At 40.5% G+C, this 24,821-nt stretch carries 27 protein-coding genes and 2 pseudogenes; 8 read left to right on the forward strand and 21 right to left on the reverse strand.

Features of this window, described 5'->3' with window-relative positions; all coding sequences use genetic code 11:
* Genes EV693_RS01930 through EV693_RS01945 form a run of 4 tightly spaced genes read right to left on the reverse strand, consistent with a single transcriptional unit; the run spans position 1 to position 2,598 of the window.
* On the reverse strand, positions 1-717 hold the full coding sequence (locus tag EV693_RS01930; RefSeq protein WP_132500709.1) for an energy-coupling factor transporter transmembrane component T family protein: 717 nt from the start codon (positions 715-717) through the stop codon (positions 1-3).
* Positions 714-1,340, reverse strand: a complete 627-nt coding sequence (cbiM, locus tag EV693_RS01935) for a cobalt transporter CbiM (RefSeq protein WP_132500710.1) — start codon at positions 1,338-1,340, stop codon at positions 714-716. Before cbiM ends, EV693_RS01930 begins: the two co-directional genes overlap by 4 nt.
* Entirely contained in the window at positions 1,340-1,909 is a 570-nt protein-coding gene (locus EV693_RS01940) for a carboxypeptidase regulatory-like domain-containing protein (protein WP_424991501.1), read from the reverse strand. The genes cbiM and EV693_RS01940 overlap by 1 nt, the downstream gene beginning before the upstream one ends.
* Positions 1,910-1,911: 2 nt before the next feature.
* Positions 1,912-2,598 (reverse strand): DUF4198 domain-containing protein, encoded by a 687-nt coding sequence (locus EV693_RS01945; protein WP_424991502.1) that lies wholly within the window; start codon positions 2,596-2,598, stop codon positions 1,912-1,914.
* Between the two features lie 269 nt (positions 2,599-2,867).
* Here EV693_RS01945 and prmA point away from each other — a divergent pair, with 269 nt between their 5' ends.
* The 4 genes from prmA (at position 2,868) to EV693_RS01965 (ending at position 7,183) form a co-directional block, all read left to right on the forward strand.
* Positions 2,868-3,752, forward strand: a complete 885-nt coding sequence (gene prmA / locus EV693_RS01950) for a 50S ribosomal protein L11 methyltransferase (RefSeq protein WP_132500712.1) — start codon at positions 2,868-2,870, stop codon at positions 3,750-3,752.
* A 268-nt stretch (positions 3,753-4,020) separates the two neighbouring features.
* Positions 4,021-5,085, forward strand: a complete 1,065-nt coding sequence (locus EV693_RS01955; RefSeq protein WP_132500713.1) for an acyl-CoA dehydrogenase family protein — start codon at positions 4,021-4,023, stop codon at positions 5,083-5,085.
* A gap of 11 nt (positions 5,086-5,096) precedes the next feature.
* The gene (locus EV693_RS01960) at positions 5,097-5,639 is read left to right on the forward strand and encodes a carboxymuconolactone decarboxylase family protein (RefSeq protein WP_132500714.1); all 543 of its coding nucleotides are present in this window, start codon (positions 5,097-5,099) and stop codon (positions 5,637-5,639) included.
* 182 nt (positions 5,640-5,821) lie between these two features.
* Positions 5,822-7,183: an esterase-like activity of phytase family protein gene (locus tag EV693_RS01965; RefSeq protein WP_132500715.1), complete on the forward strand. Its 1,362-nt coding sequence runs from the start codon at positions 5,822-5,824 to the stop codon at positions 7,181-7,183.
* Positions 7,184-7,248: 65 nt separating this feature from the next.
* On the opposite strand, the gene EV693_RS09675 is transcribed toward EV693_RS01965, so the two are convergent.
* From EV693_RS09675 to rppH, 5 genes are all read right to left on the reverse strand, one after another.
* Positions 7,249-7,383: a hypothetical protein gene (locus EV693_RS09675; RefSeq protein WP_279432607.1), complete on the reverse strand. Its 135-nt coding sequence runs from the start codon at positions 7,381-7,383 to the stop codon at positions 7,249-7,251.
* A gap of 90 nt (positions 7,384-7,473) precedes the next feature.
* Positions 7,474-8,163, reverse strand: coding sequence for a phosphoglycolate phosphatase (locus EV693_RS01970; protein ID WP_132500716.1), 690 nt, complete (start codon positions 8,161-8,163; stop codon positions 7,474-7,476).
* A gap of 30 nt (positions 8,164-8,193) precedes the next feature.
* Positions 8,194-8,994, reverse strand: coding sequence for a prolipoprotein diacylglyceryl transferase (gene lgt / locus EV693_RS01975; RefSeq protein WP_132500717.1), 801 nt, complete (start codon positions 8,992-8,994; stop codon positions 8,194-8,196).
* 72 nt (positions 8,995-9,066) lie between these two features.
* Complete coding sequence (locus EV693_RS01980; protein WP_132500718.1) at positions 9,067-9,876, reverse strand: sulfite exporter TauE/SafE family protein; 810 nt, start codon at positions 9,874-9,876, stop codon at positions 9,067-9,069.
* The gene (gene rppH / locus EV693_RS01985) at positions 9,876-10,451 is read right to left on the reverse strand and encodes an RNA pyrophosphohydrolase (RefSeq protein ID WP_132500719.1); all 576 of its coding nucleotides are present in this window, start codon (positions 10,449-10,451) and stop codon (positions 9,876-9,878) included. The genes EV693_RS01980 and rppH overlap by 1 nt, the downstream gene beginning before the upstream one ends.
* A 692-nt stretch (positions 10,452-11,143) precedes the next feature.
* On the opposite strand from rppH, the gene trpS reads away from it, so the two are divergent.
* From trpS to EV693_RS02000, 3 genes are all read left to right on the forward strand, one after another.
* On the forward strand, positions 11,144-12,172 hold the full coding sequence (trpS, locus tag EV693_RS01990) for a tryptophan--tRNA ligase (protein WP_132500720.1): 1,029 nt from the start codon (positions 11,144-11,146) through the stop codon (positions 12,170-12,172).
* Between the two features lie 106 nt (positions 12,173-12,278).
* Positions 12,279-12,560, forward strand: coding sequence for a DNA-directed RNA polymerase subunit omega (gene rpoZ, locus EV693_RS01995; RefSeq protein WP_132500721.1), 282 nt, complete (start codon positions 12,279-12,281; stop codon positions 12,558-12,560).
* A 100-nt stretch (positions 12,561-12,660) separates the two neighbouring features.
* Positions 12,661-14,373: a RelA/SpoT family protein gene (locus EV693_RS02000; protein ID WP_132500722.1), complete on the forward strand. Its 1,713-nt coding sequence runs from the start codon at positions 12,661-12,663 to the stop codon at positions 14,371-14,373.
* A 5-nt stretch (positions 14,374-14,378) separates the two neighbouring features.
* Here EV693_RS02000 and mfd read toward each other — a convergent pair whose 3' ends face one another.
* A complete protein-coding gene (gene mfd, locus EV693_RS02005) occupies positions 14,379-17,831 on the reverse strand; it encodes a transcription-repair coupling factor (RefSeq protein WP_132500723.1) in 3,453 nt (1,150 codons plus the stop codon).
* A gap of 215 nt (positions 17,832-18,046) precedes the next feature.
* On the opposite strand from mfd, the gene EV693_RS02010 reads away from it, so the two are divergent.
* Positions 18,047-18,973: a LysR family transcriptional regulator gene (locus EV693_RS02010; RefSeq protein ID WP_132500724.1), complete on the forward strand. Its 927-nt coding sequence runs from the start codon at positions 18,047-18,049 to the stop codon at positions 18,971-18,973.
* Between the two features lie 53 nt (positions 18,974-19,026).
* Here the strand turns inward: EV693_RS02010 and EV693_RS02015 are convergent, their stop codons facing one another.
* The 11 genes and pseudogenes from EV693_RS02015 to EV693_RS09735 form a co-directional block, all read right to left on the reverse strand.
* Positions 19,027-19,272: an FAD assembly factor SdhE gene (locus EV693_RS02015; protein WP_132500725.1), complete on the reverse strand. Its 246-nt coding sequence runs from the start codon at positions 19,270-19,272 to the stop codon at positions 19,027-19,029.
* Positions 19,272-20,216 (reverse strand): 4-hydroxy-3-methylbut-2-enyl diphosphate reductase, encoded by a 945-nt coding sequence (gene ispH, locus EV693_RS02020; protein ID WP_132500726.1) that lies wholly within the window; start codon positions 20,214-20,216, stop codon positions 19,272-19,274. The genes EV693_RS02015 and ispH overlap by 1 nt, the downstream gene beginning before the upstream one ends.
* Positions 20,216-20,734, reverse strand: coding sequence for a signal peptidase II (gene lspA / locus EV693_RS02025; RefSeq protein ID WP_132500727.1), 519 nt, complete (start codon positions 20,732-20,734; stop codon positions 20,216-20,218). The genes ispH and lspA overlap by 1 nt, the downstream gene beginning before the upstream one ends.
* A 66-nt stretch (positions 20,735-20,800) precedes the next feature.
* On the reverse strand, positions 20,801-21,139 hold the full coding sequence (locus tag EV693_RS02030; protein WP_132500728.1) for a P-II family nitrogen regulator: 339 nt from the start codon (positions 21,137-21,139) through the stop codon (positions 20,801-20,803).
* Positions 21,140-21,148: 9 nt separating this feature from the next.
* Positions 21,149-21,775, reverse strand: a complete 627-nt coding sequence (gene mog / locus EV693_RS02035) for a molybdopterin adenylyltransferase (RefSeq protein WP_132500729.1) — start codon at positions 21,773-21,775, stop codon at positions 21,149-21,151.
* A 57-nt stretch (positions 21,776-21,832) separates the two neighbouring features.
* A complete protein-coding gene (locus EV693_RS02040; RefSeq protein WP_132500730.1) occupies positions 21,833-22,213 on the reverse strand; it encodes a YbaN family protein in 381 nt (126 codons plus the stop codon).
* Positions 22,210-22,965 (reverse strand): UDP-2,3-diacylglucosamine diphosphatase, encoded by a 756-nt coding sequence (gene lpxH / locus EV693_RS02045; protein ID WP_132500731.1) that lies wholly within the window; start codon positions 22,963-22,965, stop codon positions 22,210-22,212. Before lpxH ends, EV693_RS02040 begins: the two co-directional genes overlap by 4 nt.
* A gap of 37 nt (positions 22,966-23,002) precedes the next feature.
* Positions 23,003-23,530 carry a DUF1523 family protein gene (locus EV693_RS02050; protein ID WP_132500732.1) on the reverse strand — a complete coding sequence of 176 codons (528 nt, stop codon included), beginning with the start codon at positions 23,528-23,530 and terminating at the stop codon, positions 23,003-23,005.
* Entirely contained in the window at positions 23,527-24,327 is an 801-nt protein-coding gene (locus EV693_RS02055) for a TatD family hydrolase (RefSeq protein WP_132500733.1), read from the reverse strand. The genes EV693_RS02050 and EV693_RS02055 overlap by 4 nt, the downstream gene beginning before the upstream one ends.
* Positions 24,328-24,337: 10 nt before the next feature.
* A pseudogene (locus EV693_RS02060) lies at positions 24,338-24,547 on the reverse strand (type II toxin-antitoxin system RelE/ParE family toxin); the annotation flags it as partial.
* 86 nt (positions 24,548-24,633) lie between these two features.
* Positions 24,634-24,708, reverse strand: a pseudogene (locus EV693_RS09735) (type II toxin-antitoxin system ParD family antitoxin); the annotation flags it as partial.
* Between the last annotated feature and the right edge of the window lie 113 nt (positions 24,709-24,821).

Below are 24,821 nucleotides of genomic sequence, written 5' to 3' on the forward strand. Positions count from 1 at the left end.
TTAAGTGCGTTTTCTGTTAGTAGATGTTTGGCGATGAGCACAATAAGATAGCGGTTGAAAACCTCTCGCTTTTAACGCTCGTTCACTTTGCTCGACTTTGAGTAATGCGTGGATTAACAGTAATGCTACACGCTGCACCGTCATCTTAATCGTTCTGAAATTGCATTTTGCTTGATAGCCTCTTGCTTTCATTGCCAATTCCATTTTCGTATTGAGTTCAGAAAATAACGCAATGTAACGCACTGTCAGCACAAATAAATGCTGGAATTTTATCGGTAATGGTAGACGTTTTACTGCCTGTAATAACAAGGTGTCATTCACATTTAGCAGCAACAGCCAGCTAGAGCAGAGAATAAGGTTCATTCGTAGACTAATTAATGTTGCTAAATGAACGCCATTGGCATAACAAATAATACCATTACTCTCCATTTTCCAACTTAAGGTGAGCCAAACCCCAAGCGTAAAAAAATGAAATTGACACCAACGTTTCAGATATTGTTTGAGGGGCTTGCCGTGATAAGTCAGAAGTAATAATAAAATAAACATTACGAGACTATTTAGCCCAACTAATATATCAACGTGCTGAATAGCACTGACGAGAATACCCCATAAAAAAAGATAGACTAAACGCCAGTGGGGGGCAAGTAAACCGCTATGCCCTGATAAACCACTACGCCCTAATAAATCATTACGCCTTAAGAAACTTGCTATTTTCATCTTAAATTTCTCAATGCCAATGGATACATTTTCGTTAAAGACAGCAACACACCTGCACTAATAAGACTATCCGTAATAAAAACAGGTATATGCGTAATAACCAACAAGATAATTAAATCGCCATATTCTCGTCCACCATCAATAGCAAGAACTAGCGAAGCAATCAGTACCGAACCTAATATGCCTATCGTACCTGCTAGACAGCCTGCGAAAACAAATGGTTTTTTAGAAGGATTTGATGTGTTGCTGTGTCGTGAGAGGTAGTGGCGTAAAAGGTAATGCACGATGACAGATGGTAATGCCATAATACATAGGTTGATCCCCAATACAGAAAACCCACCAAATGAGAAAAACAGAATTTGCAGAACCAAAGCAATCAGAAAGGCAGGAAACACCGCCCAGCCAATAAACACGCCAGCTAAGCCATTTAAAATTAGATGAACGCTGCCAATACCAACTGGAATATGAATGGTACTGGCAACAAAAAAAGCTGCAGTAAACAGTGCAACGAAAGGCAGCTTGTCATATTCCATTTGACGCAAACCAATAACAACGCCAACGGTTGCGACCGTAGCCCCTACCAATAAGGTAGGCATTGACAAAACGCCTTCAGAAAGGTGCATTAATACTTGTCCTTATTGAATGGTTGAGGAGATTTATCATCAAAACGCTTTTGTTTCTGTCGCAATTTTTTCTGTAGCAACGCCCACACACCAAAAAAACCCAGAATGTAACCGATGCCGCCTAAAATATCACGCAGATAGATTTTATCTCTTAATTGAGCAATCTCTTCACGAATCAGCAATAATTCACCCTGTGAAGAAACCTCACTTGATGCAGTCAGGTGATAAGCCAAGGTTGTTGCACGATGCCCTTCCATACCTTCAATCACGACCGTATAACGGCGATTACCTAACGCTGATGGAGGCAAGGCAGGCAGCGAAAAATAGCCTAAAGTATCGGTTTTGCCTTCAATGATCTCAACTTGGCTTTCATCTGCTGCTTGTAAATAGGCTCTAATATAGGTCTGTGCCGCAGGCGTCATATCAGAATAGTAGGCTTTGCCGACAATTGCATTGCCATCGTATTGAGCAAATAGATGTAAACTGTGTGCCATTGCACTTTTAAGCGGAAAACTTAAAAATGCAACGACAACCAAAAAAAAGTTGATGAATCTAAGTATATTATGCATCGCTATTTTGCATCAAAAGTCAGCATATACTCAATCGAACGCTCATCATAATCAGGGTTATTCACTGTTTTTTCACTAAATTCTGCCCAAACCTTGTTCAATCCTTTCGTTGGGGTAAACAATGCGATCCCTTGTTCATTACTTAAATTAAACGGCTCATCTTCACCTAACCCAACTTTCACGCCAGCGAGAGGCTGACCTGCTTTTAATACTAAAATAGACAATGGCTCACCTGCTTTTGCCACTGCCTGCGGAACAAGCTCATAATCGGTGTGTTGTGGAACCAACGCTTGTGCGTTCCAAACTAAAATCGCTTTCCCTATTTTGAATGCATTTAAGCTAATTTCTGCATTCGGCACTTCTTTTTTCGTTTTTTGCACATATTTACCATTAGGTAATTTCGACCATACGCCATTATCAAATTTCATCAACACCATAGTCGCATTAGGCGCAGAAAAATACGCTTCACTCTGCTTGAATGTGACTTGAGCAGGACGGCTATCACCACTTGAATCAAGCAATTTGACCTCTTTCAATTTATGTTCAGGGTAGCCCTCGGTCTTGGTATGTCCAAATTTTACGACATACTCTGCATTATGAGTAGTTGGTTCAATCCAAATGTTATGAGCATTTGCGATGTTACTTCCCAATAAAGCCCCCCATATTAGAGCCGCTTTTTTTATAGTTATTTTGGTATTTTGTACAATTTTCATCTTTGATTCCTTATTTAACGAAAATATAGGCGTGAAGGTATGTGTATGGTAAAGTATGCAAGAATAGCCTTGCACTTCAAGTGATTAATAAAGTTCAGAAAATATTGAATAAAAATTATTTTTATTAATCTCAGTGAAGATCTACATTTTAATCTAGCGGTCAAAAATAGGCAAAAATTTTCAATGAGAATAATGATCGATTGAAATAAACTATTCACTATCGAATTAAATAATTAGGAAACTATATGGCGTGGATACAAATTCGTTTAAACAGCACAGATAATCAAGCAGAACAAATCAGCGATTTTTTAGAAGAGATTGGTGCAGTGTCAGTTACCTTTATGGATAGCCAAGATACTCCCATTTTTGAGCCGCTCCCAGGGGAAACTCGACTTTGGGGCAACACTGACGTAGTCGCATTATTTGATGCAGAAACGGAAATGAACGTCATTGTTGAAGCGTTGATCACAAGCCGCTTAGTGGAAGCCGATTTTGCTCATAAAATTGAACAAATTGAGGACAAGGATTGGGAAAGAGAGTGGATGGATAATTTCCACCCAATGCAGTTTGGCAAGCGGTTGTGGATTTGTCCAAGCTGGCGAGCAGTGCCTGACCCACAAGCGGTCAATGTAATGCTTGACCCAGGGCTTGCATTTGGCACAGGCACGCACCCAACAACAGCAATGTGTCTAGAATGGCTAGATGCGATTGATCTCGTAGGTAAAACGGTGATCGATTTTGGCTGCGGTTCAGGCATTTTAGCCATTGCTGCGTTGAAATTAGGGGCAAAACAAGCCATTGGTATTGATATTGATCCACAGGCGATTTTAGCCAGCCAAAACAATGCTGCTGCCAATGACGTAGCTGATCGTTTACAGCTTTTTCTTGCTAAAGATCAACCTCAAGACCTGCAAGCTGATGTGGTCGTAGCCAATATTCTTGCAGGACCGCTCAGAGAACTTGCACCGAATATTATCAAGCTAGTCAAGCCCCAAGGTCAGCTAGGTCTGTCAGGCATTCTATCCTCTCAAGCTAACACAGTAAGCGAAGCCTATGCCAACAACTTCACCCTTGAGCCTGTACGAGAACAAGAGGAATGGTGTCGAATTACAGGTGTAAGAAAAAATTAAGACACAAGATTACGATTAAAATTACTAATCTATGCCACAGTTATTCAAATGCACTGAGCTGGGTTTTGTGTAATAAGCGGTCGAAATGCAGCAGAAAATTGCAATTGCGAGTCTAAGGCGTCGTTTACTTCTTTCATAGAAGAATTTGTTATGGCATTGGGTATACCAAAAATAAATACCAAATGCTTTAAATCTATTTTAAAGTTATAAAAAATAATTCTAACATCATAGCCATTCAACATATTTATTTACAGGATGTGGAGTGGCTATGTCAATACTTTCTCGATCTTTTATAGATTGGCTGACGAAATATGCAAATCAGCTTGATCAATCCAATCAATATTCCGATGAATTATTTACTCGACTTGCTAATGACGGCGTCTTTAAGGTTGGTGTGCCTGTCGAGTTAGGGGGAAATGGAGGCGATTATCACGATGTGATCGCAATCATTGAAGAATTAGCAAGTTATTCTTTAACTGCGGGCTTCATTACTTGGGGACACCGAACGCTGATTCAAAACCTCATTGAAAGTACAAATCCTTTACCAAGAGAAAAGTGGTTACCAGTGTTACTTGCTGGCCAACTATCTGGCGGCACAGGGTTATCCAATGCGGTCAAATTTCTCTCTGGGATAGAAGAATTACAAGTAAAAATTATAGAAAAAAATGGGAAATTCTACTTGCAGGGTAAATTGCCTTGGATAACTAATGTATCCAAACGTGGTTTTATTACGATCTTTGCTGCAGAGTATGCCGACAATCGTCAATCCCCTGTGATTATTGCCTTACCCCATGATGCAACGGGTGTCACTCGTAGCGTAGAACTAGAGTTAGTCGGACTACAAGGAAGTAATACTGTCGCACTGCTATTAGAGAACGTGGCACTCAATCCAGCTTGGATAATTGCAGATAATGCGAGTGACTATTTGGCTCAAATTCGTCCCGCCTTTTTAAGCTTTCAATGTGCAATGGCATTTGGATTAGCTAAAAGATCATTAGCTGAGGTAGAACAATCCCTCTCAGGTAACCGTTCTATTTTAGAAAAAGAATGGCAAGCCCAATCAGAGCAGTTGCAAAAATTACGACAATCACTACAAACAGGCTTAGCTCAAATTGATTATTTTGTTCAACAACCTCAAGCCTTATTTCAAATTAGAAACGATATTATCGAGGTTGCCTCACAATCGGTATTGCTAGAATTACAAGCTTCTGGCGGTCGAGGTTATTTAAAAAAAGGTGGCTCTAATTTTATTCGTCGCTGGCGTGAAGCAGCATTTCTTCCTGTGGTGACACCAAGTGTAGTCCAGCTTAAAACGATTTTACAACAACATTAGTCGAGGTATTTATGACAAAATTCCATATTCACACTATTGATACTGCTCCAGAAACAGCTAAGGAAGCACTTAAAGTCGTCAAAGAAAACAATGGCTTTATTCCAAATTTGATCGGCGTGCTGGCTAATGCACCTACAGCGCTGGAAACCTACCGCACAGTTGGAGCAATTAATCAACGTAATAGCCTTACACCAACTGAACGTGAGGTAGTACAGATTACAGCCGCAGTAAAAAATGGTTGCGGATTTTGCGTTGCAGGTCATACAGCCATTTCAATTAAGCAAATTAAAATGCCGAATGAATTATTACAAGCCTTGCGTGAAACTACGCCAATTGCCGATCCAAAATTACAGATTTTGGCACAATTTACCCTCGCAGTGATTGAGTTCAAAGGAAAAGTGAATGACAACATTTTAAACGAATTCCTTAACGCAGGTTACACTCACCAAAACGCACTTGATGTAGTATTAGGTGTAAGTCTAGCCACCTTATGTAACTATGCTAATAACTTAGCAAACACACCAATTAATCCTGAATTACATCCTTATCACTAGTGATGTTTACTCTCCCTGCGAAAATGATCTTCGTGGGGAAGTATTCTTTTAGATTAAGTAAGCGGTCTACATTGCGGCTAATTTTGCAAATTTCTCTCTTGTATCTCTAGATAGTCATATTTTAGTCACATAACACGATTAGAATGGAGGAAAAGTCATTTTCACACCTACAGGAGAGACAAATGTCATTAAAAGGTAAATTTAAAATCAGCTTAATTGCTGCCTCAACTCTAGCCAGTTCTAGCCTATTACTTGCCCAGCAAGAATATCCTGCGGTATTGGCAGGTCATCTAATTTTACCTGCTGAAACCTTTATTGCTGCACCGAAAGATGCACCACTTAGCTTAAAACATAGCGGTAAATTTGTGACAGGCAAACGCAATGATGTTTTGCAGAGTGTTGAAGGAAAATCAAATGGTAGACGAACGGGCGTTTCTTACCCCTTTAATGGTCAACCAATACAAGGTCATTCAGGCATTAAACGGATGAGTGATGGCAGTTACTGGCTGTTAACAGATAATGGAGCAGGTTCAAAAGCGAACTCGCCTGACTTTATGCTATATCTTACTCACTACGATATTGATTTTGCTAATAACAAGTTCGAACCGAAAAAAACCATTTTCCTACATGACCCCGATAAAAAGATTCCATTCCATATTGTGAATGAGGCAACCGATAAACGCTATCTAACGGGTGCTGACTTAGATCCAGAAAGTTTCCAAATCGTTAATAATTCTATTTGGATTGGTGAAGAATTTGGACCCTATTTAATCCAAACGGATATGGAAGGTAAAGTATTAAATTGGTATGACACACAAGTTGATGGAAAGCGAGTTCGTTCGCCTGATCACTTTAGCCAACGATTACCAAGTAGCCCAACCGAGAAAATTAGTTTTGAAGTCAGACGCTCCAGAGGCTTTGAGGGTATGGCATTGAATGCAAAAGAGAATAAGCTCTACCCGTTATTGGAGGGGGCATTATGGCAAGATGCTAATGCTAATTACGAAAATGATGATAATAAAAATTACCTGCGTATTTTAGAATTCGATTTAAATAGTAAGGTTTGGACAGGCAATTTCTGGAAATACCCGCTTGAAGCCAATCATCACGCTATTGGTGATTTCAATATGATTGATGAGCACCGAGCCTTAATTATTGAACGGGATAATGGTGAAGGTGTTATCGAAAAAGCCTGCCCACCAAATACGGCTGATCAAACATCTTGCTTCCCAAACCTGCCTAAATTTAAGCGTATCTATTTGGTTAAATTCGACAAATCGAATTACGGCAAAAATGTTGAAAAATTAGGCTATGTGGATCTCATGAATATTCAAGATCCCAACAAACTGGCTAAAACCCCACGAAGCCAAGGCGTGCTAACATTCCCATTCTTTACCATTGAGAATGTCGATATTGTTGATGATGAGCATATTATTGTCGGCAACGATAATAATCTGCCGTTTTCTAGTAGTCGTGATCCCAATAAGGCCGACAACAATGAGCTAATTTTACTGAGAGTAAAAGAATTACTACAGAGAAAGTAGCTACACAAGTACTAAAACCTAAAGTGCGTATAGAGTGGTTTTTTTCTATACGCATCTATAACTAGTTAAATCTCGCCGCTATCCCCCTGCTTTACGACAGAAGAAATTAAACAGAGGTGTAGATAACAAACGTTGTAACCGCTAAAATAGCCCTGTTGGTGATGTAATTCGATAACGTCTTCTAACGTTTTTTTATTCATAAGCGGTCATAAAGGGAGGAAATTTTGCAATATTCTCGCTTTTCTTATCTCTTCTCTCATCTCATTTTTCTTGTTTTTAAGACTGTCTTGCTAGCATAGTGAATTATTTGCTCCCAATATATCTAGCAGTTGAGCAAAATCATCACAAAGGTAATCAGGTTCAGACTGGCTAATTGGAATATTGTAGTTATAGCCATAGGTTAAACCTAGACTTGCACAACCTGCGGCTTTGGCTGCCAAAATATCATTTTTGGAATCGCCAACGAATAGGACTTCGTGCGGATAAAGCCCAAATTTTCCGCATAAATAATAGAGTGGGGCAGGGTGTGGCTTGATGGCAGGCAACGATTGTCCACCTAAGGTTTCGCTGAAGAAATGCTCAATACCAAAGGCTTCGAGTACAGGCAAGACGTGTTTGGTGGGTTTGTTAGTAACCACTGCCATCAGATAGCCTTGCTGCTGTAATGCGTTAAGCGTGGATTTTACGTTAGGATATAATTGGCTGAGATTGCATACATTTTGTCCGTAGAATTCACCAAAACGGTGTTTAAGTTTCTGATGTTGTTCGCTATTGAATTCGTGCGATTTTTCTGTCCATTCTAACCCTTTGCTAAATAACACATCAGCACCGTTACCAATCCACGTTAATACCTGTGCTTCTGAGGCTTGTGGTAGTCCAACCTCTGCAAAGGCGGAATTTAAAGAAAGTGTTAAATCAGGTAAGCTGTTTACCAGCGTGCCATCAAGATCAAAGCCAATCAATTTATATTTTATGTTCATTTGAACCTCCAAGCGGTCAAAATAACGGAATTATTTGCAATGACGTTTTAGGCGATAGGCTGTCGCAATAATGACGATGCCTGCGATAATCATTGGCAAGGAAAGCAGCTGTCCACGAGTAATTAAATCCGTTGCATTATTCACATTTGGGTCGAATTCTCGGAAGTATTCGACAATAAAGCGGAATGTGCCGTAGCCGAGTAAAAATAACCCCGCTACTGAGCCAGTTGGGCGTGGTTGGCGGATAAAGCTATTCAAAATAAAAAATAGCACAAACCCTTCTAAAAAAGCTTCATAGAGCTGCGAGGGGTGGCGTGGTAGATAACCGCCGTTGGGGAAAAGTACTGCCCAAGGTACATCGGTTACACGTCCCCACAGCTCGTCATTAATAAAATTGCCAATACGCCCCATACCTAAACCAAAGGGAATTAAGGGGGCAACAAAATCAGCGGTTTGCCAGAAGCTGCGTTGTTGGCGAGCTGATGTCCAGATCATTGCAACAATGACACCGATCAAACCGCCGTGGAAAGACATTCCCCCTTCCCAAATTCTAAACAGATAGAGTGGATCGCTGAGTAAGCGGTCAAAACTGTAGAAAAATACATCGCCAATGCGTCCACCTAGCACAACGCCGAGGAAGCCATTAAATAGCAGTTGATCAACCTGTTCGGTTGTCCATACGCCTTTTGATTGCTTTGTGCGGCGAATACCTAGCCAATAGGCAAATAAAAATGCCAAGAGGTACATCAATCCATACCAGCGTAAAGAGATTGGACCTAAGCTAAAAATAATTGGGTCGATCTGTGGAAAGGTTAAAAATTGTGGGTTCATAGTTCCTCGTGATTTTAAAAATACAGTATTTTAGGACAAGCTATTTTCAGTGCCTATTATGGTTAGTTTCGGTTATTTTAAGAACATATTGATTGCAATGCAGAGCAACATTACGGCAAAGGCTTTTTTCAAGGTTGCAACAGGCAGTACATTTGCCATATTTGCTCCTAATTTTGAGGTGAATACCGAAGCGATCATAATGCCAAATAGAGCAGGCAAATAGACATAGCCCAAAGCGTAGTCAGGTAGTTGCGGATTGTGCCAGCCACTGATAATAAAGCTGATTGTGCCAGCTAATCCTAACAATCCACCACACAGAGAAGATGTACCGATTGCACGCTTTATTTCAATGCCTCTACCGTTTAAGAATGGCACGATAAACGCACCGCCAGCAATGCCTGCAAAACTCGACAATACGCCAATAATACTACCTGCTGTAATGAGACTGCTTTTGGTGAGTGTGGGAGCGGTCTGTGTTGCGGTGGGAGCTTTTTTCGTTCTAAGCGACAAAAACATTTTGATTGAAGAATAACAAATCATCATGCCAAAAATTTTTGTCATAATGTGTTTAGGTAGCCCACTAACAACCAGACCTGACACGAAAACAGCAATCATTAATGCAGGAGCAAAATAAGGCACGATTGACCACGACACGTTACCGTGTTTATGATGGCGTTGTGCGGCGGAGAAAGTTGTCAAAACAATGGTGGAAAAAGACGTTCCCAATGCCATTGGCATTAGTAGCTGATCAGGCACACCAATTTTAGGTAGTAAATAAACCAGCGTTGGGACAATAATCATTCCGCCACCAATCCCAAACAATCCTGCCAAAAAGCCAGCAATTGCTCCCAATACTAAAAATGCAATAAACAGTTCTAACATCAACGTTTCCCTCGCTGAAAACGATTATAAGGCTTGCGAAATTCACGTTTTTGCGAAAATTCCTCTGCATTTTTTTCAGATTGATGCTTTTTAGTTTCATTCATCAATACCTGAGCAAATTCTTTCATCACTTTACGGTAAACATCACGTTTAAAGGAAACCACTTGCCGAACGGGATACCAAAAACTGACCCATCTCCAGCTATCAAATTCAGGGTTTTTTGAGGTTTTTAGGTTAATTAAGTTGTCGTCGCTGAGCAGTTGCAACAAGAACCAACGCTGTTTCTGTCCGATACAAATGGGATTTTGCAAGTTTTCAGCACGAACTAACCGCTTAGGTAGTTTGTATTTTAACCAATATTTCGATACCCAAAGTAATTGCACGTCTTTTTTTGCTAAACCCACTTCTTCGTAAAGCTCACGGTACATTGCGGCTTCAATGTTTTCGCCCTCGTTGATTCCCCCTTGTGGGAATTGCCACGAATTCTGTCCAAACCGCCTTGCCCATAGAACTTGCCCCTGCTTATTACAAATGACGATACCCACATTTGGGCGATAGCCATCAAAATCAATCAATTTAGGTCGCCTTGTTCTTGAAATAGAAATGGCGTTGATTGTTTCACAATTCCGCCTTTTGAACAACTAAAACGCCGAATAAGCGGTAGGTTTTATGCAAATTTTTACAATATAAAAGATAACAGTGAATATTGTGGATAACTCTGTGAATAAGATGATAAATTGTTGATAACTTTTTTTGCATAACTCAACAAAAAGCTTGATTCCACAAGGAAATGAGATTTTTACGACACATCGTGTAAAATACACATTATGGCAAGAATTATGTACATAATTTAACAAATTGAGTGATTTTTTCAGCTACTTTCATTGCTTTATTTGACGATTTCATTGAAGCGACTTGTAAAAAAAATTATCCTCAACGGCTGTGGATAACATTGTGATAGATAGTGAAATTGACCGTGCATAACCGAAAACAAGATCCAAAATTAGGTAATTTATGTATTGAAAACAATAGGTTACTGAATATTCTAATTTGTGGAAATATTCTGTTTATTTATTGCTCATTAAAAAATAACACATTTTTTCGTGTTGATTCACAATGCGATTGTCAAAATATTACTTTTTAAAATTTAAAAGTCGCTAATCATCACTGAAAAAGAGGAGCGGTCAGAAAATTAGATATTTTTGCAAAGTTCTGTCAAAATTGGATAATCTGTGGTTTAACATTGGAAATTAATTAAGGAAAAATGATGACAAAGCCTGTTGTATTAAGTGGTGTACAGCCGTCTGGTGAATTAACGCTCGGAAATTATTTAGGGGCATTGCGTCAGTGGACGAAAATGCAGGACGATTTTGAATGTCTCTTTTGTATTGTTGATCTCCACGCAATTACAGTGCGACAAGACTCTAAAGCCTTGCGTGCTGCAACATTGGACACACTGGCTCTCTATTTGGCGTGTGGCATTGATCCAAACAAAAGCACGATTTTTATCCAATCTCACGTCCCTGAGCATAGCCAGCTTGCTTGGGTGCTAAACTGCTATACTTATTTTGGTGAAATGGGGCGTATGACCCAATTTAAAGACAAGTCGGCTCGCCACGAAGATAATGTGAATGTTGGATTATTTACTTATCCCGTATTAATGGCCGCAGATATTTTACTTTATCAAGCCAATCAAGTGCCAGTAGGTGATGATCAAAAACAACATCTTGAAATTACTCGAGATATTGCGAACCGTTTTAATGCGATTTACGGTAAAAAAGATGCTGACGGTAATCTGATCGAAAGTATTTTGACGGTGCCTGAACCTTTTATTGCCAAAACGGGGGCAAGGGTGATGTCATTACTTGAGCCGAATAAGAAGATGTCAAAATCGGACGATAATCGTAACAATGTGATTGGGTTGCTTGAAGATCCGAAGTCGGTGGCGAAAAAAATTAAACGTGCGATGACTGATGGTGATGAGCCACCTGTGGTGCGTTATGATCGTGAAAATAAAGCAGGCGTTTCAAATTTACTGGATATTTTAGCCAGCATTACAGGCAAGAGCATTTCGACACTGGAAGCAGAATTTGAAGGCAAGATGTATGGGCATTTAAAAATGGCGGTTGCGGCGGAAGTTTCTGCGATGCTGACCGAATTACAAGCTCGTTATCACCATTTCCGTAATAATGAGGCACTATTAACGCAAATTTACCGTGATGGGGCAGAAAAAGCTCGAGCAAGAGCCAAAGCAACATTAGAGCAAGTCTATCAGCAAGTTGGGTTCGTTGTATAAACGGAGCTTGCTAGTTGTAGGCGAATTCCGTATAATCGACGATCTTTTAATGTATTTCAAATTTGCAAATAGCAGTGAATAAATAACTATTCGGAGTAAGGAAAAAATGGCTCGAGTTACCGTACAAGACGCAGTCGATCAAATTGGTAATCGCTTTGATTTAATTTTGACTGCGGCACGCCGCGCTAGACAGCTACAGCTTCACACTCGTGAGCCGTTGGTTGCAGAAGAAAATGATAAGCCTACAGTGATTGCATTGCGTGAGATCGAAGAAGGTCTAATCAACAATGACATTATGGATCGCCAAGAACAAATTGATGCACTACATCAAGATATGGCAGAAAAAGAAGCAATGTCGTTTTTAGCAGAAATTCAAGCCAATTCTTAATCTGTTAAAGGGCAATTTAGTGCAAGCGGTGAGTTTTCTCACTTAAATTGCAATCTAAGTTGCCCTTTTTGTATCTAATCAAATGTAAGGAAGGTGTTGTGTGGAGTTGTTTGAAAGTTTAAATACCTTAATTAAAGGCTATTTGCCTGAAGATAAAATTGCACTTGTTAAACGTGCGTTTATTGCTGCACGCAATGCTCACGAGGGGCAGTTTCGCTCGACTGGAGAGCCTTACATTACACACCCTGTTGCAGTCGCTTGCATCATTGCGGAGATGAAATTAGATCACGAAGCGGTGATGGCGGCACTACTACACGATGTGATTGAAGATACGCCTTATACGGAAGAACAGCTTGCAGCGGAATTTGGTTGTAGCACGGCTGAAATTGTGCAAGGGGTTTCAAAACTGGATAAACTGAAATTTCGCACACGCCAAGAAGCTCAAGTTGAGAACTTCCGTAAAATGATTTTGGCAATGACCAAAGACATTCGAGTGGTGTTGATAAAGCTCGCTGACCGTACGCATAATATGCAAACGCTTGGTGCATTGCGTCCAGATAAACGCCAGCGTATTGCTAAAGAAACCCTTGAAATTTATGCACCACTGGCTCATCGCTTGGGTATGGAATACCTGAAAAATGAGTTAGGTGATCTTTGCTTAAAAGCAATGTATCCCCACCGTTATGAGGTGATTAAACGCTCTGTTGAAGCGGCTCGTGGCAATTTGCGTGAATTGATACAACGCCTATCTAGTGAAATGCAAGAAAGGCTGGAAAACGTTGGCATTAAAGCTCGCATTTACGGTAAAGAGCGTCCACTTTATTATATTTACCAAAAAATGCAGGAAAAGCAGCAGCATTTTAATTCTATTTTGGATATTTATAGTTTCCGCATTGTCGTTGAAAATCTAGATAATTGCTATCGAACATTGGGACAGATGCACGCATTGTATAAACCTCGTCCATTTCAAGTGAAAGACTACATTGCTGTGCCTAAGACAAACGGCTACCAATCGCTTCACACCTCTATGATTGGTCCAAAAGGCGTGCCTGTTGATGTGCTGATTCGAACTGAAGAAATGGATTTGATGGCACAGCTTGGTGTGGCTGCCTATTGGGGATACCAGCAGCAAAATACCAGCGTGCAGGCAAGGGCAAAACAATGGCTTCAAAGCATTGTCGAAATGCAGCAAAGTGCAGGAAATTCGGCGGAATTTATTGAGAATGTCAAATCTGATCTTTTCTCGAGTGATATTTATGTCTTTACACCAAAAGGTCGCATTGTACAGCTGCCAGCTAATGCGACAGCTATAGACTTTGCTTATGCGGTGCATACTGATATTGGTGATCGCTGCCTTGGTGCAGTGGTCGATCATCAATCCTACCCACTTTCTCAACCATTGCAATCAGGGCAAACCATTGAGATAAAAACGGCTGAAACAGAATGCCTAAACGAGCTTTGGCTCAATTTTGTGGTAACTGCTCGAGCACGTTCTTGCATTCGTAACAGTCTAAAACGCCAAGAACGTAGTGAATTCATTGGAAGCACAACCTTGCATTCCTTAGACATTGCTCCTGAACTTGAAGCGGAAATTACCCTTGATCTTCTCAACGAGCAAGGCAACCTCGCAGCCGTGATTACGACTATTGCAAAAGTAAACAGCAATATTTTAAGTATTCAAAGTGAGCCAAAAGAAGACGGCATTCTCCAGGTTAATTTGCGGATTTCGGCCTCTGATGCTACCCATTTAAACAAAATCCTACACCAATTAATGACATTAAATGGTGTAGTCAGAGCAAGTTGTAATAAATAAAGTTGTTATGCCGATAACTTTGCAATCAGCTCTTCAACAAATTTCAGTCTGTCTGAAGAGTTCGTGAGCGGTAAGTTGAATCGAAATTTTTGCTGCCCTTCAAATTTATAAACGCTCTTATTTGCTTGTATCAGTTGCAAAAATTTCGTTGGGTCAGGCTGTGCAGTGGGTTTAAATTCCAAATAACCGCCATTTATTCCAGCCTCGATCTTCTTTAAACCTAGTGGCGTTGCGAGGTGGCGAAGCTGGGTAATTTGAAATAGATTACGAGTGGATTCAGGGAGTATTCCAAAGCGATCGATAAGTTCCACTTTCAGATCTTTCAATGCTTCTGCATTCTCTGTACTGGCAATCCGTTTATAAAAGGACAAACGGATATTCACATCAGCAATATAGTCCTCAGGCAACAACGCAGGCACTCGTAATTCAATCTCTACTTGATTTTGAGTAATTTCATCAAGCGTTGGCTCTCGTCCGTCTTGCAATGCTTTAACTGCATTTTCCAACAAATCCATATACAGTGAGAAACCGATACTTTCAATTTGTCCACTTTGCTCTGAACCCAATAACTCGCCAGCCCCTCGGATTTCCAAATCGTGCGTTGCTAGCACAAAGCCTGCCCCAAGATTATCAATCGAACTTAATGCCTCTAGTCGCTGTTTTGCATCTTTTGTCAGCATTTTAGGGGGAGGGGTGAGTAAATAGGCGTATGCTTGATGATGAGAGCGTCCTACTCGTCCACGCAGTTGATGTAGCTGTGCCAGACCAAATTTATCTGCTCGATCGATAATAATCGTATTCGCTGTCGGCACATCAATACCTGTCTCAATAATCGTGGAGCAAACTAAGACATTAAAACGTTGATGGTAAAAATCATTCATAACACGTTCTAAATCACGCTCTCGCATTTGTCCGTGTCCAATCACAATGCGTGCTTCTGGTACAAGTTCTGCCAATTTAGTCGCACAATTCTCAATAGTTGCTACATCGTTGTGTAGATAATAGACTTGTCCGCCTCGCAAAATCTCACGCAAAATGGCTTCTCGAATAACATTATCATCACCTTGTCGTACAAAGGTTTTTATGGTCAGGCGACGAGCAGGAGGACTGGCAATAATGGATAAATCTCGCATTCCGTTTAGTGCCATATTCAGCGTTCTTGGAATAGGTGTTGCGGTTAGCGTGAGAATATCAACGTTAGCACGAAGTTGCTTAATTTTTTCTTTTTGACGAACACCAAAACGGTGTTCTTCATCAATGATGAGCAGCCCCAAATCACGGAATTGAATATCATCTTGTAATAGCTTATGTGTACCAACGAGAATATCAATTTTCCCCTCTGCAACATTGGCTAAAATCGCTTTTTGCTCTTTTGCTGTTTTAAAACGTGATAACACTTCGACATTAATGGGATAATTGGCGAAACGATCTTTAAAATTCTCAAAATGTTGTTGAGCCAAAAGCGTAGTAGGAACGAGTACGGCAACTTGCTTATGATTTTCCACCGCTAAGAATGTAGCTCGCATAGCGACTTCTGTTTTACCAAACCCAACATCGCCACAGACCAGTCTGTCCATCGCTTTCGCTTGGCACATATCACTGATGACCGCATTAATCGCCATTTGCTGATCTTCTGTCTCTTCAAATGGAAAGGTACTGCTAAATTGCACGAAACTCTCACGATCATACTTAAATGCAAAGCCTCGCTGTGATTCTCGTTTAGCATACACATCTAATAATTCAGCCGCGACATCACGAATTTTTTCAGCGGCTTTCTGACGGGTTCTTACCCACGCCTCGCTACCGAGTTTGTGTAAAGGAGCGGTTTCATCTGATCCGCCAATGTAACGAGAAATAAGATGAAGCGAAGCCACTGGCACATACAGTTTTGCTTCATTGGCATATTGCAAGACCAGATATTCTGCTTTAATGCCACCTGTATCTAACACTGTTAGACCCGCATAACGTCCTACGCCATTTTCCAAATGCACAACCGCTTGCCCTATTTTTAACTCTGCTAGATTGCGAATTAACGTGTCAGGATTGACGGTTTTACGATTTTTTTCTGCTCTTTTTGAATGTACCTTTTCACCCAGCAGATCGGTTTCGCAAATAATTGCCAATTTCTCACCGCTTGCATTTTCAATGATAAATCCTTGATCAAGCGATGACACCATTAACGACATTGAAGAATCAATATCAGCGAGCGATTTCACTTGCTTTGGTTTAATTTTTAAGGGAGCAAGTAGTTCAAGTAATGTTTCTCGCCTCCCCTCACTCTCCACTGAGAGTAAAATTTGCCCTTTAAATGCCTCTCGAAACTGATTGAATGCAACAAAAGGATCTTTCTGTCCTGATAGCACTGCAATGGCAGGCAGAGCCACAAGGTTGGCATTTTGCTTAGCGGTCGATTTTCTAATTTTTTCTGCAACCAAACTTAGGCGTGGATAACCTTTTAATAAGCGATGAATTTGCTCCAGTGAAAACCATAATTGCTCTGGCGGTAATAGCGGTCGCATCGGATCAACCCGCCGACTTTCATAACGCTCTCTCGCATCTTTATGGAATTGTTCCGCCTTTTCTCTGATCCCATCAAAGGTGATAAATAGCGTATTTTTAGCAAGATAATCAAATAAGCTCGCCATTTCAGTAAAAAACAATGGCTGCCAATATTCAATCCCTGCGTTTAGAATCCCCTTACTCACTTGCTGATAAATATGTTCAGGCTCACGGCGGACTTCGCCAAATTGCTCACGAAATTTTGTCCGAAAATGTTCAATGCCAGTGCTGTCTGTTGGGAATTCGTGGGCAGGTAATAAGTTAATTTCGGTGATTTCGTGGATCGTACGCTGGCTATCCACATCAAAAGTGCGAATAGAATCAATTTCATCATCAAAAAAATCCAAACGAAACGGACTGTCTGACCCCATCGGATAGAGATCAAGCAATGCCCCCCGCACCGCATATTCACCAAATTCTAGCACCTGCTCAACTGCTCGATACCCAGCATTTTCTAATTGTAAACGGAGAGCTTGAATCGAAAAACGATCGCCTTTTTTGATTAACAATACATTATTTGCCAAATAGCTCGGAGGACAAACTTTCTGTAGCAACGTGGTGATTGGTAGCAAGACAATCTGTTTACTGCTTTGTTGTAAATGAAACAATGCCGATAAACGAGCGGAAATAATTTCCTGATGAGGCGAAAAATTATCGTAAGGTAAGGTTTCCCAATCTGGAAAAAGTTGTACAGGTAACGTAGTGAATTGCGGCAGGCTTTTCTCCAAACGTAACGCAGTATGCGTGTCAGGCGTGATAACTAAACTTAAGCCATCAAATTGTTCAGCAGTTTGCACAATCGCAAGGGTATCAGAATGCCCGATTAGATTGCCTAACGTTTGATGATCTTGAAATTTTCCATTTGTCTGAGGTAGGTTGATATTAAGATTGAATGTCATAAGCGGTCATTTTCTCGTGAAATTTTGCAAATTTTTATCGCTATAATAAAGAATTTAGCCAAATTCTGCCAAGAGATCTTAGGTTAAACGCCGTAAAATGTGATCTGTGTTGCGTGTTATATTGATTTACTCCTTTCTCCCCTATGTTATGATCATTTTATTTGCTAGTATTCTAGCATTACCCCTTCAGATATTTTTAGTTAGGAAATGCTTAAATGAAACCGCATTTTTTAGAGTTACGCCACCTAAAAACACTGCTTGCTTTAAAAGAAAGTGGCAGCGTTTCATCAGCAGCAAAACGTATTCATCTCACACAATCAGCACTCTCACATCAAATTAAACTTCTAGAAGAGCAATACGAATTACCGCTGTTTGAGCGAAAAACGCAACCTATCCACTTCACCCCTGCTGGAGAGCGTTTAGTTCAGCTCGCACAAGATATTTTACCAAAGGTGATAGAGGCTGAATCGGATCTTATTCGAGTAAAACAAGGCGAAGTGGGTGAACTACGTATTGCGGTGGAATGTCACACTTGTTTTGATTGGCTAATGCCCGCAATGGATCGATTTCGCCAGAGTTGGGGATTGGTTGAATTAGATATTGTATCGGGTTTTCATACTGACACAGTCGGTCTACTGCTCAATCACCGTGCTGACTGGGCGGTAGTTGCCAAAAAAGAAGACACCAGTGGTATTATTTACAACCCTTTGTTTTCATATGAAATGGTGGCAATTTGCTCAAAAGATCACCCTCTTGCTCAAAAAATGATTTGGGAAGCAGAAGATTTTCGTCACGAAACATTAATCCACTACCCTGTCCCTGATGATATGCTGGATTTATTGCGTAAAGTGCTGTATCCCGTTGGGATTAATCCCACTCGCCGTACCAGCGAGTTGACCATCGCCATTATTCAGCTTGTAGCCAGTCGCCGAGGCGTTGCCGCACTACCTTATTGGGCAGTAAAACCTTATTTAGAAAGAGGCTATGTTGTTGCTCGTAAAATTACTAAAAAAGGACTGTACAGTAACCTCTATGGAGCAATGCGAGAATCCGATCTGCCTACCGTCTATATTGATGATTTTCATAAGACTGTCAAAGCAGAGAGCTTTGCCACTTTACCTGATTTGTTGGTATTGGAATAGGATTTAGTAAGGGTCATTTAAAGGATTTAATTAAGGTTATCATTTTTTCTGATTTAAAAATCAGAGGCTCGTTGAGTCCGAATAAGCTCAACCATTGCTCGCAGGGGAGCGGTGGGTGCTTTTTCTTGTCCCATAAGCCAGCGGAATAATTCGGGATCTGTGAATTGGAGCATTTCGGCGAAAGTAATCTGCTGAGTTTCATTGAGGGTGTCAAAATATTGTTGGTAGAATGGCATAATGAGCATGTCTAATTCACGCATTCCACGCCGACATTGCCATTCAAGATGAAATCGGTTCATTATGCGACCTCGGTGATGCGTAATTCTCGTGGCACTTCAAATACGGTGTTTTCTTCGCAGCCCTCAAGTTCGTTTACTTCTGTTACGCCTAAGGTTTTTAAATGCTCTACAACGGATTGTACGAGGATTTCAGGAGCAGAAGCACCTGCTGTGATACCGATGGCATCTACGTCCTTTAGCCAAGTTGGATCAATGTCTTGCGGACCGTCAATCAATTTTGAAGGTGTACCCATACGAGAAGCAAGCTCGGCTAAACGGTTAGAATTAGAGGAATTTTTGCTCCCTACAACTAAAACCAGTTGGGTGAGCTTTGCCAGCTCTCGTACCGCTTGTTGGCGATTGGTGGTTGCATAGCAAATATCATTTTTTCGTGGTCCTTGAATAGCAGGGTATTTTTTTTTCAGTGCTTCAATAACATCGCTAGTGTCGTCAATAGATAGTGTGGTTTGTGTCATAAACGTGAGGTTTAATTCCCCTTTCAAGCTAAGCTTTGCGATATCTTCTACATCTTCTACTAAGAAAATTCCACCTTGAGGATTATCATATTGTCCAATAGTACCAACAACTTCAGGGTGTCCTTCGTGTCCAATTAAAATTGCTTTAATCCCTTTTTTACTAGCTCGAGCGACCTGCATATGAACTTTAGTTACAAGAGGGCATGTAGCATCAAAGACTTTGAGTTTCCGTTGTTTTGCCTCTTGACGTACCGCTTGGGAAACACCGTGAGCGGAGAAAATAACAATCGCTCCATCAGGCACTTCATCTAGCTCTTCAACAAACACCGCCCCCTTTGCTTTTAGTCCGTCCACAACGAAACGGTTATGTACCACTTCGTGGCGGACATAAATCGGTGAACCGTGAATTTCGAGTGCTAATTCGACAATAGAAATCGCTCGATCAACGCCTGCACAAAATCCTCGTGGATTGGCTAAGATAATTTTCATTATGGATTACTCTTATTGTTATGGTGTCTATTGCTTTTTTTGCTACTACGGTATTCGAGAATGGATTCTAAAATTAGCAGTGCTGCTCCCATTACGATACTAATATCGGCAAGATTAAATATGGGGTAATGATAAATATCCCAATAAAAGTGCAAAAAATCAACGACATAGCCGTGATAAGCTCGGTCTATTGCGTTGCCTATTGCACCACCAATAATCATTGCATAGGCGATATTTTGCAATCGCTGTGATGATTTGTTTTTATACAAAGTGATGATTAACACTATTGAAATAATGACAGCAAGTCCTAAGAAAAAATATTTTTGCCAGCCTGAATGATCAGCTAAAAAGCTGAATGCCGCACCATAGTTGCGAGCATAGGTTAAATTAAAAACGGGTAAAATATTGATAGTTTCGTGCAGCTCAAAACGTTGCACGACAATATATTTGCTCAATAGATCGGCAGTGATGACGCCCAGACTAAGCCACAACCAACGCAGACCTGAGATCGATTTCATTATAATATTTCCTTTTAAATGGTGAGTGAATATAAAATTTTTGCAAAAAAGCGTTAAATCAGACCGCTAAATTGCCTCTTCGTTCTCTTCACCTGTGCGAATGCGAATCGCACGTTCTACGTCATACACGAAAATTTTACCGTCGCCAATTCTGCCTGTTTGTGCCGTATCAATTATTGCTTGAATACAGTCATCAACTTGCTCATCGGTGACGACAATATCCAATTTGACTTTAGGTAAAAAATCAATCGCATACTCTGCACCACGATATAATTCAGTATGCCCTTTTTGGCGACCAAACCCTTTAACCTCGGTTACGGTCATTCCTGCAATGTTTATATCTGAAAGTGCTTCTCTTACATCATCAAGTTTAAAAGGCTTAATAATTGCTTCAATTTTTTTCATTACTTTTCCTTATCGTCTTGCGGATTTTGGGCGGAAACTTTCGCAGATCTCAGCATTTGTTTCAACATAAATATTACTTAATAGCTGTAGGCAATAGGGGACTGCACTAAAAATGCCTCGAACAATCGCTTTTCCATCAGTATCTTTTACCCCTTCAAGCGTTTCTTTAATCGCTTTAGGTTGCCCTGGTAAATTTAAGATAAGCGAATGATGACGAATGACGCCGACTTGGCGAGATAGAAGGGCAGTCGGGACGAAATGTAGGCTTACTTGACGCATTTGTTCACCAAAACCTGGCATTTCACGATGTGCAACGGCAAGTGTCGCATCTGGGGTTACATCACGCTTAGCAGGTCCTGTGCCACCTGTTGTTAAGACAAGATGACAACCAAGAGTGTCTACTAGTTCGGTTAATGTTTGTTCTATAATAGCTTGTTCATCAGGTATCAGGCGAGTTTCGTATTCAATAGGCGTTTGAAGAGCGGCGTTGAGCCATTGGGTTAATGCTGGAATGCCTTCATCAAGATAAATACCTTTTGAGGCTCGATCAGAGACAGACACCAAGCCAATTTTTAGTTTCTCTTGGCTAGGGTAAGCAATATTGGGAGAAGGCGTATTATTAGAATCAGCGGTCATTTTCACTCACTTTTTTGCATCGTGTAATAGGATATTCTGCATTTCAATAACTAGGCACTATTCTAGCGTGGACGGCGGATTTCCTAAAGTCTTTATCCGAAAGAAGAAATAATAATATTGAAATATGATGACAGCGATCAGCGTTATTTTTCCCCAAATATTTGGAATCGTGAAAAAGGCGAGCAAGCAGAACGGAGCAGAAAATGCCAAAATACCAATTTTCTGTTTGAGTGTCATTGAGCGAGTTTGGTCAAATTCTTTCAGGTATTTTTGGTAGAGTTTGGTTTGCATAAACCAGTGTTGGAGACGTTCTGATCCTTTGCCAAAGCAATAGAGAGCCAAGAGTAAGAAAGGGGTGGTGGGCAAACCTGGCACGACGATACCGATGATGCCTAAAGTAATGCTTGAAAAGCCTAATAAAATAAAAACGAGCTTCATTTTTCCTCGATAAAATTAAAACCAGATTCATTGATCACTAGAATTGATGCGACAGCTTGTCGTTGTTTTATTTTCCCATTGCCAAGAACCTTCCAATCACCTAGCACAATCCGAGTAAAAGCGTCAGTTGCAGAATTTTGTATAAAATGCACCGCTTGTTTATGGGTGTGTCCGTGAATCAGCCAGTCTGCTTGATAGGATTTGACCACTTTAGCGGTAAAATCTGGATTAACGTCCATCATTGTAAGAGATTTTCTGCCTTTGTCTGCTTGGCTTTGAAGGCGAATTTTCTTTGCTATTTTTAATCTTATCCATAAGGGCAGTAAAAGGAATAGACGCTGTAGCCATTTTTGATGTACCTTACGCCTAAATTGCTGGTAGCGTACATCATCGGTGCAGAGTGTATCGCCGTGGCAAAGCAGGATTTTTTTGCCATATAATTCAATGAGGTGGTAATCAGGCAGAATAATGACGCCTGTTTCTTTAGCAAATTGTTTTCCGATCAAAAAATCCCGATTGCCGCAGATGAAATAACAATTAACGCCTTGCCTTGTGAGTGAGGACAGGGCGGATTTAACCTGCTCAATCAGTGGTGAGTGTTCATCATCGCCGATCCAAAAATCAAACAGATCACCGAGAATATAAACCGAGTTTGCAAGCGGTGCGTTTTGTTGCAAAAAATGCAAAAAGCGTTTGGTGAGTTCTGGTTGAGACTCATTGAGATGCAGATCGGCGATAAAATAGTGGCTCATAAATTCTCAATTAAAAAGCAGCAATCAACGATGTTAATTATTTCTCGCTATCAAACCAGCCTCGCACAAGTTGCACGGACAGGAAAAAAGTAAATGCAAAAAATACATAGAATACATAGCTAAACCAAGGCGTAGACGGACTTTCATCGACTTCTAATGATTTAATTGAAACCACATTACGAAATTCGTGTACCCAGCTTAAATACCAGCCGTAATATTTGATCTGTACGAGTTTTCTGTCATTGGCGAAGGCCTGTGCTTTGGCTTGTGTCAGTGCAGAATCAAATTTGAAATACAGCGGAAATCCCCACTCAGTATCTTCGTTACGATAAGTCATTACCTTTTTCGTTTCTGGGTTCTCTGTAAAAATATAGTAGACATCACGCACAGGACCATCTTGGGGATTTGACTTGCTAATTGGACCGTCTTTATCCACACGGCGAACTTCCATACCAGTGATAACAGTAGTGTCATAGCTTGGAAAAGCGTAATTGACAGCACCAATCAATACAATATGCAGCGATAGCATAACTAAAATAAAAAAATATTTTATTAAACTTCTCATTTCATTTCCTTAGTATTCAAGTTGAACAATGTTTGACTGTTTTGGGTGGTGATGTGTGCCATTTTTTCTACGGAGACGCCTTTTAATGCTGCAACGTATTCACAAACTTCACGCACATAGGCAGGTTGATTTGGCTTACCTCGATATGGCACAGGGGCAAGGTAGGGCGAATCCGTTTCGACTAATAGGCGTTCAAGTGGCACTTGACGCACAACCTCTCGTAATTCCTCAGCATTGCGGAAGGTGATAATGCCTGAAATGGAGATATAGAAGCCAAGATCTAATGCTCGCTTTGCCATTATCCAATCTTCGGTAAAGCAGTGCAATACGCCACCGCACTGTTCTGCTTTGCCCTGTTCTAGAAAATTTATCGTATCTTGGCGTGCGCAACGGGTATGAACGACGAGCGGTTTTCTTACTTGCTTAGCAATATCGATTTGTTGTTCAAATAATGATTGCTGAAGTGCTTTGGTTTCAGGTGTATAGTGATAGTCTAACCCCGTTTCTCCCACCGCCACAACTCGAGAGTCTTGTGCATATTCAAGTAGCCTATCATAATCAAAAGGTTCATCATCGACATTCAGAGGGTGAACTCCGCAAGAAAGCGAGACTTCCGCACGGTGTGCTGTCAGTTTTTTCATCGCCTCAAAACGTCCTACGGTGGTACAAATGGAAACTAGATGTTGAACCCCACGGCTTTTAGCATAATCAATGACCTCATCAACGTTTTTATGGCAAGAGTCATAATCCAGTGAGTCTAAATGGCAATGTGAATCAATGATAAATAAATCGTTCAAAATATTTCCTTTATATGTAGCGTTTGTGAACCATTCGGTTATTTAAAATGCGAATAACAAGGATATAGCCCTGTTTTGGTTGATAAAAAATAGTGTGTAATCGACAAACAAAACTAGAAATATGATAACCAAGATCTAGACGAAGCTGCCCTATTTTGGGAAATCTGGACGAGGTTTCTAATGCAGATTTTAATTGTTGAAGATACTTGTCAGACTGCGTTAAACCAAATTTTTCCTCGCTGCTTGCACAATCTCATCAAAAGTGTCGCAACATTCTTTCTACTCAATTCTTCTTGAATTGCTTGTCTAAAGCTGGAAAAGATGCTCTTCTTTCTCCTCCAACATTCTCAACGCCGTATGAATGACTTCACTGGTTGAACCATAGAGACCGTTTTAGACCATCTGGTTGACAAAATTACTTAGTGGTTCGCCAAGTGTAACGCTTGTTGTGCGTGCCATAACGCCTCCAACTTTTTATTTAAACTGCTTGATTG

The sequence above is a fragment of the Nicoletella semolina genome (genome assembly GCF_004345745.1).
GTDB lineage: Bacteria > Pseudomonadota > Gammaproteobacteria > Enterobacterales > Pasteurellaceae > Nicoletella > Nicoletella semolina.

What these genes read in the sequence shown, in the direction of transcription:
- EV693_RS01930 (WP_132500709.1), bottom strand. Translation starts at nt 717, where the DNA reads ATGAAAATAGCAAGTTTCTTAAGGCGTAATGATTTATTAGGGCGTAGT.
- cbiM (WP_132500710.1), bottom strand. Translation starts at nt 1,340, where the DNA reads ATGCACCTTTCTGAAGGCGTTTTGTCAATGCCTACCTTATTGGTAGGG.
- EV693_RS01940 (WP_424991501.1), bottom strand. Translation starts at nt 1,909, where the DNA reads ATGCATAATATACTTAGATTCATCAACTTTTTTTTGGTTGTCGTTGCA.
- prmA (WP_132500712.1), top strand. Translation starts at nt 2,868, where the DNA reads ATGGCGTGGATACAAATTCGTTTAAACAGCACAGATAATCAAGCAGAA.
- EV693_RS01955 (WP_132500713.1), top strand. Translation starts at nt 4,021, where the DNA reads ATGTCAATACTTTCTCGATCTTTTATAGATTGGCTGACGAAATATGCA.
- EV693_RS01960 (WP_132500714.1), top strand. Translation starts at nt 5,097, where the DNA reads ATGACAAAATTCCATATTCACACTATTGATACTGCTCCAGAAACAGCT.
- EV693_RS01965 (WP_132500715.1), top strand. Translation starts at nt 5,822, where the DNA reads ATGTCATTAAAAGGTAAATTTAAAATCAGCTTAATTGCTGCCTCAACT.
- EV693_RS09675 (WP_279432607.1), bottom strand. Translation starts at nt 7,383, where the DNA reads ATGAATAAAAAAACGTTAGAAGACGTTATCGAATTACATCACCAACAG.
- EV693_RS01970 (WP_132500716.1), bottom strand. Translation starts at nt 8,163, where the DNA reads ATGAACATAAAATATAAATTGATTGGCTTTGATCTTGATGGCACGCTG.
- lgt (WP_132500717.1), bottom strand. Translation starts at nt 8,994, where the DNA reads ATGAACCCACAATTTTTAACCTTTCCACAGATCGACCCAATTATTTTT.
- EV693_RS01980 (WP_132500718.1), bottom strand. Translation starts at nt 9,876, where the DNA reads ATGTTAGAACTGTTTATTGCATTTTTAGTATTGGGAGCAATTGCTGGC.
- trpS (WP_132500720.1), top strand. Translation starts at nt 11,144, where the DNA reads ATGACAAAGCCTGTTGTATTAAGTGGTGTACAGCCGTCTGGTGAATTA.
- rpoZ (WP_132500721.1), top strand. Translation starts at nt 12,279, where the DNA reads ATGGCTCGAGTTACCGTACAAGACGCAGTCGATCAAATTGGTAATCGC.
- mfd (WP_132500723.1), bottom strand. Translation starts at nt 17,831, where the DNA reads ATGACATTCAATCTTAATATCAACCTACCTCAGACAAATGGAAAATTT.
- EV693_RS02010 (WP_132500724.1), top strand. Translation starts at nt 18,047, where the DNA reads ATGAAACCGCATTTTTTAGAGTTACGCCACCTAAAAACACTGCTTGCT.
- EV693_RS02015 (WP_132500725.1), bottom strand. Translation starts at nt 19,272, where the DNA reads ATGAACCGATTTCATCTTGAATGGCAATGTCGGCGTGGAATGCGTGAA.
- ispH (WP_132500726.1), bottom strand. Translation starts at nt 20,216, where the DNA reads ATGAAAATTATCTTAGCCAATCCACGAGGATTTTGTGCAGGCGTTGAT.
- lspA (WP_132500727.1), bottom strand. Translation starts at nt 20,734, where the DNA reads ATGAAATCGATCTCAGGTCTGCGTTGGTTGTGGCTTAGTCTGGGCGTC.
- EV693_RS02030 (WP_132500728.1), bottom strand. Translation starts at nt 21,139, where the DNA reads ATGAAAAAAATTGAAGCAATTATTAAGCCTTTTAAACTTGATGATGTA.
- mog (WP_132500729.1), bottom strand. Translation starts at nt 21,775, where the DNA reads ATGACCGCTGATTCTAATAATACGCCTTCTCCCAATATTGCTTACCCT.
- EV693_RS02040 (WP_132500730.1), bottom strand. Translation starts at nt 22,213, where the DNA reads ATGAAGCTCGTTTTTATTTTATTAGGCTTTTCAAGCATTACTTTAGGC.
- lpxH (WP_132500731.1), bottom strand. Translation starts at nt 22,965, where the DNA reads ATGAGCCACTATTTTATCGCCGATCTGCATCTCAATGAGTCTCAACCA.
- EV693_RS02050 (WP_132500732.1), bottom strand. Translation starts at nt 23,530, where the DNA reads ATGAGAAGTTTAATAAAATATTTTTTTATTTTAGTTATGCTATCGCTG.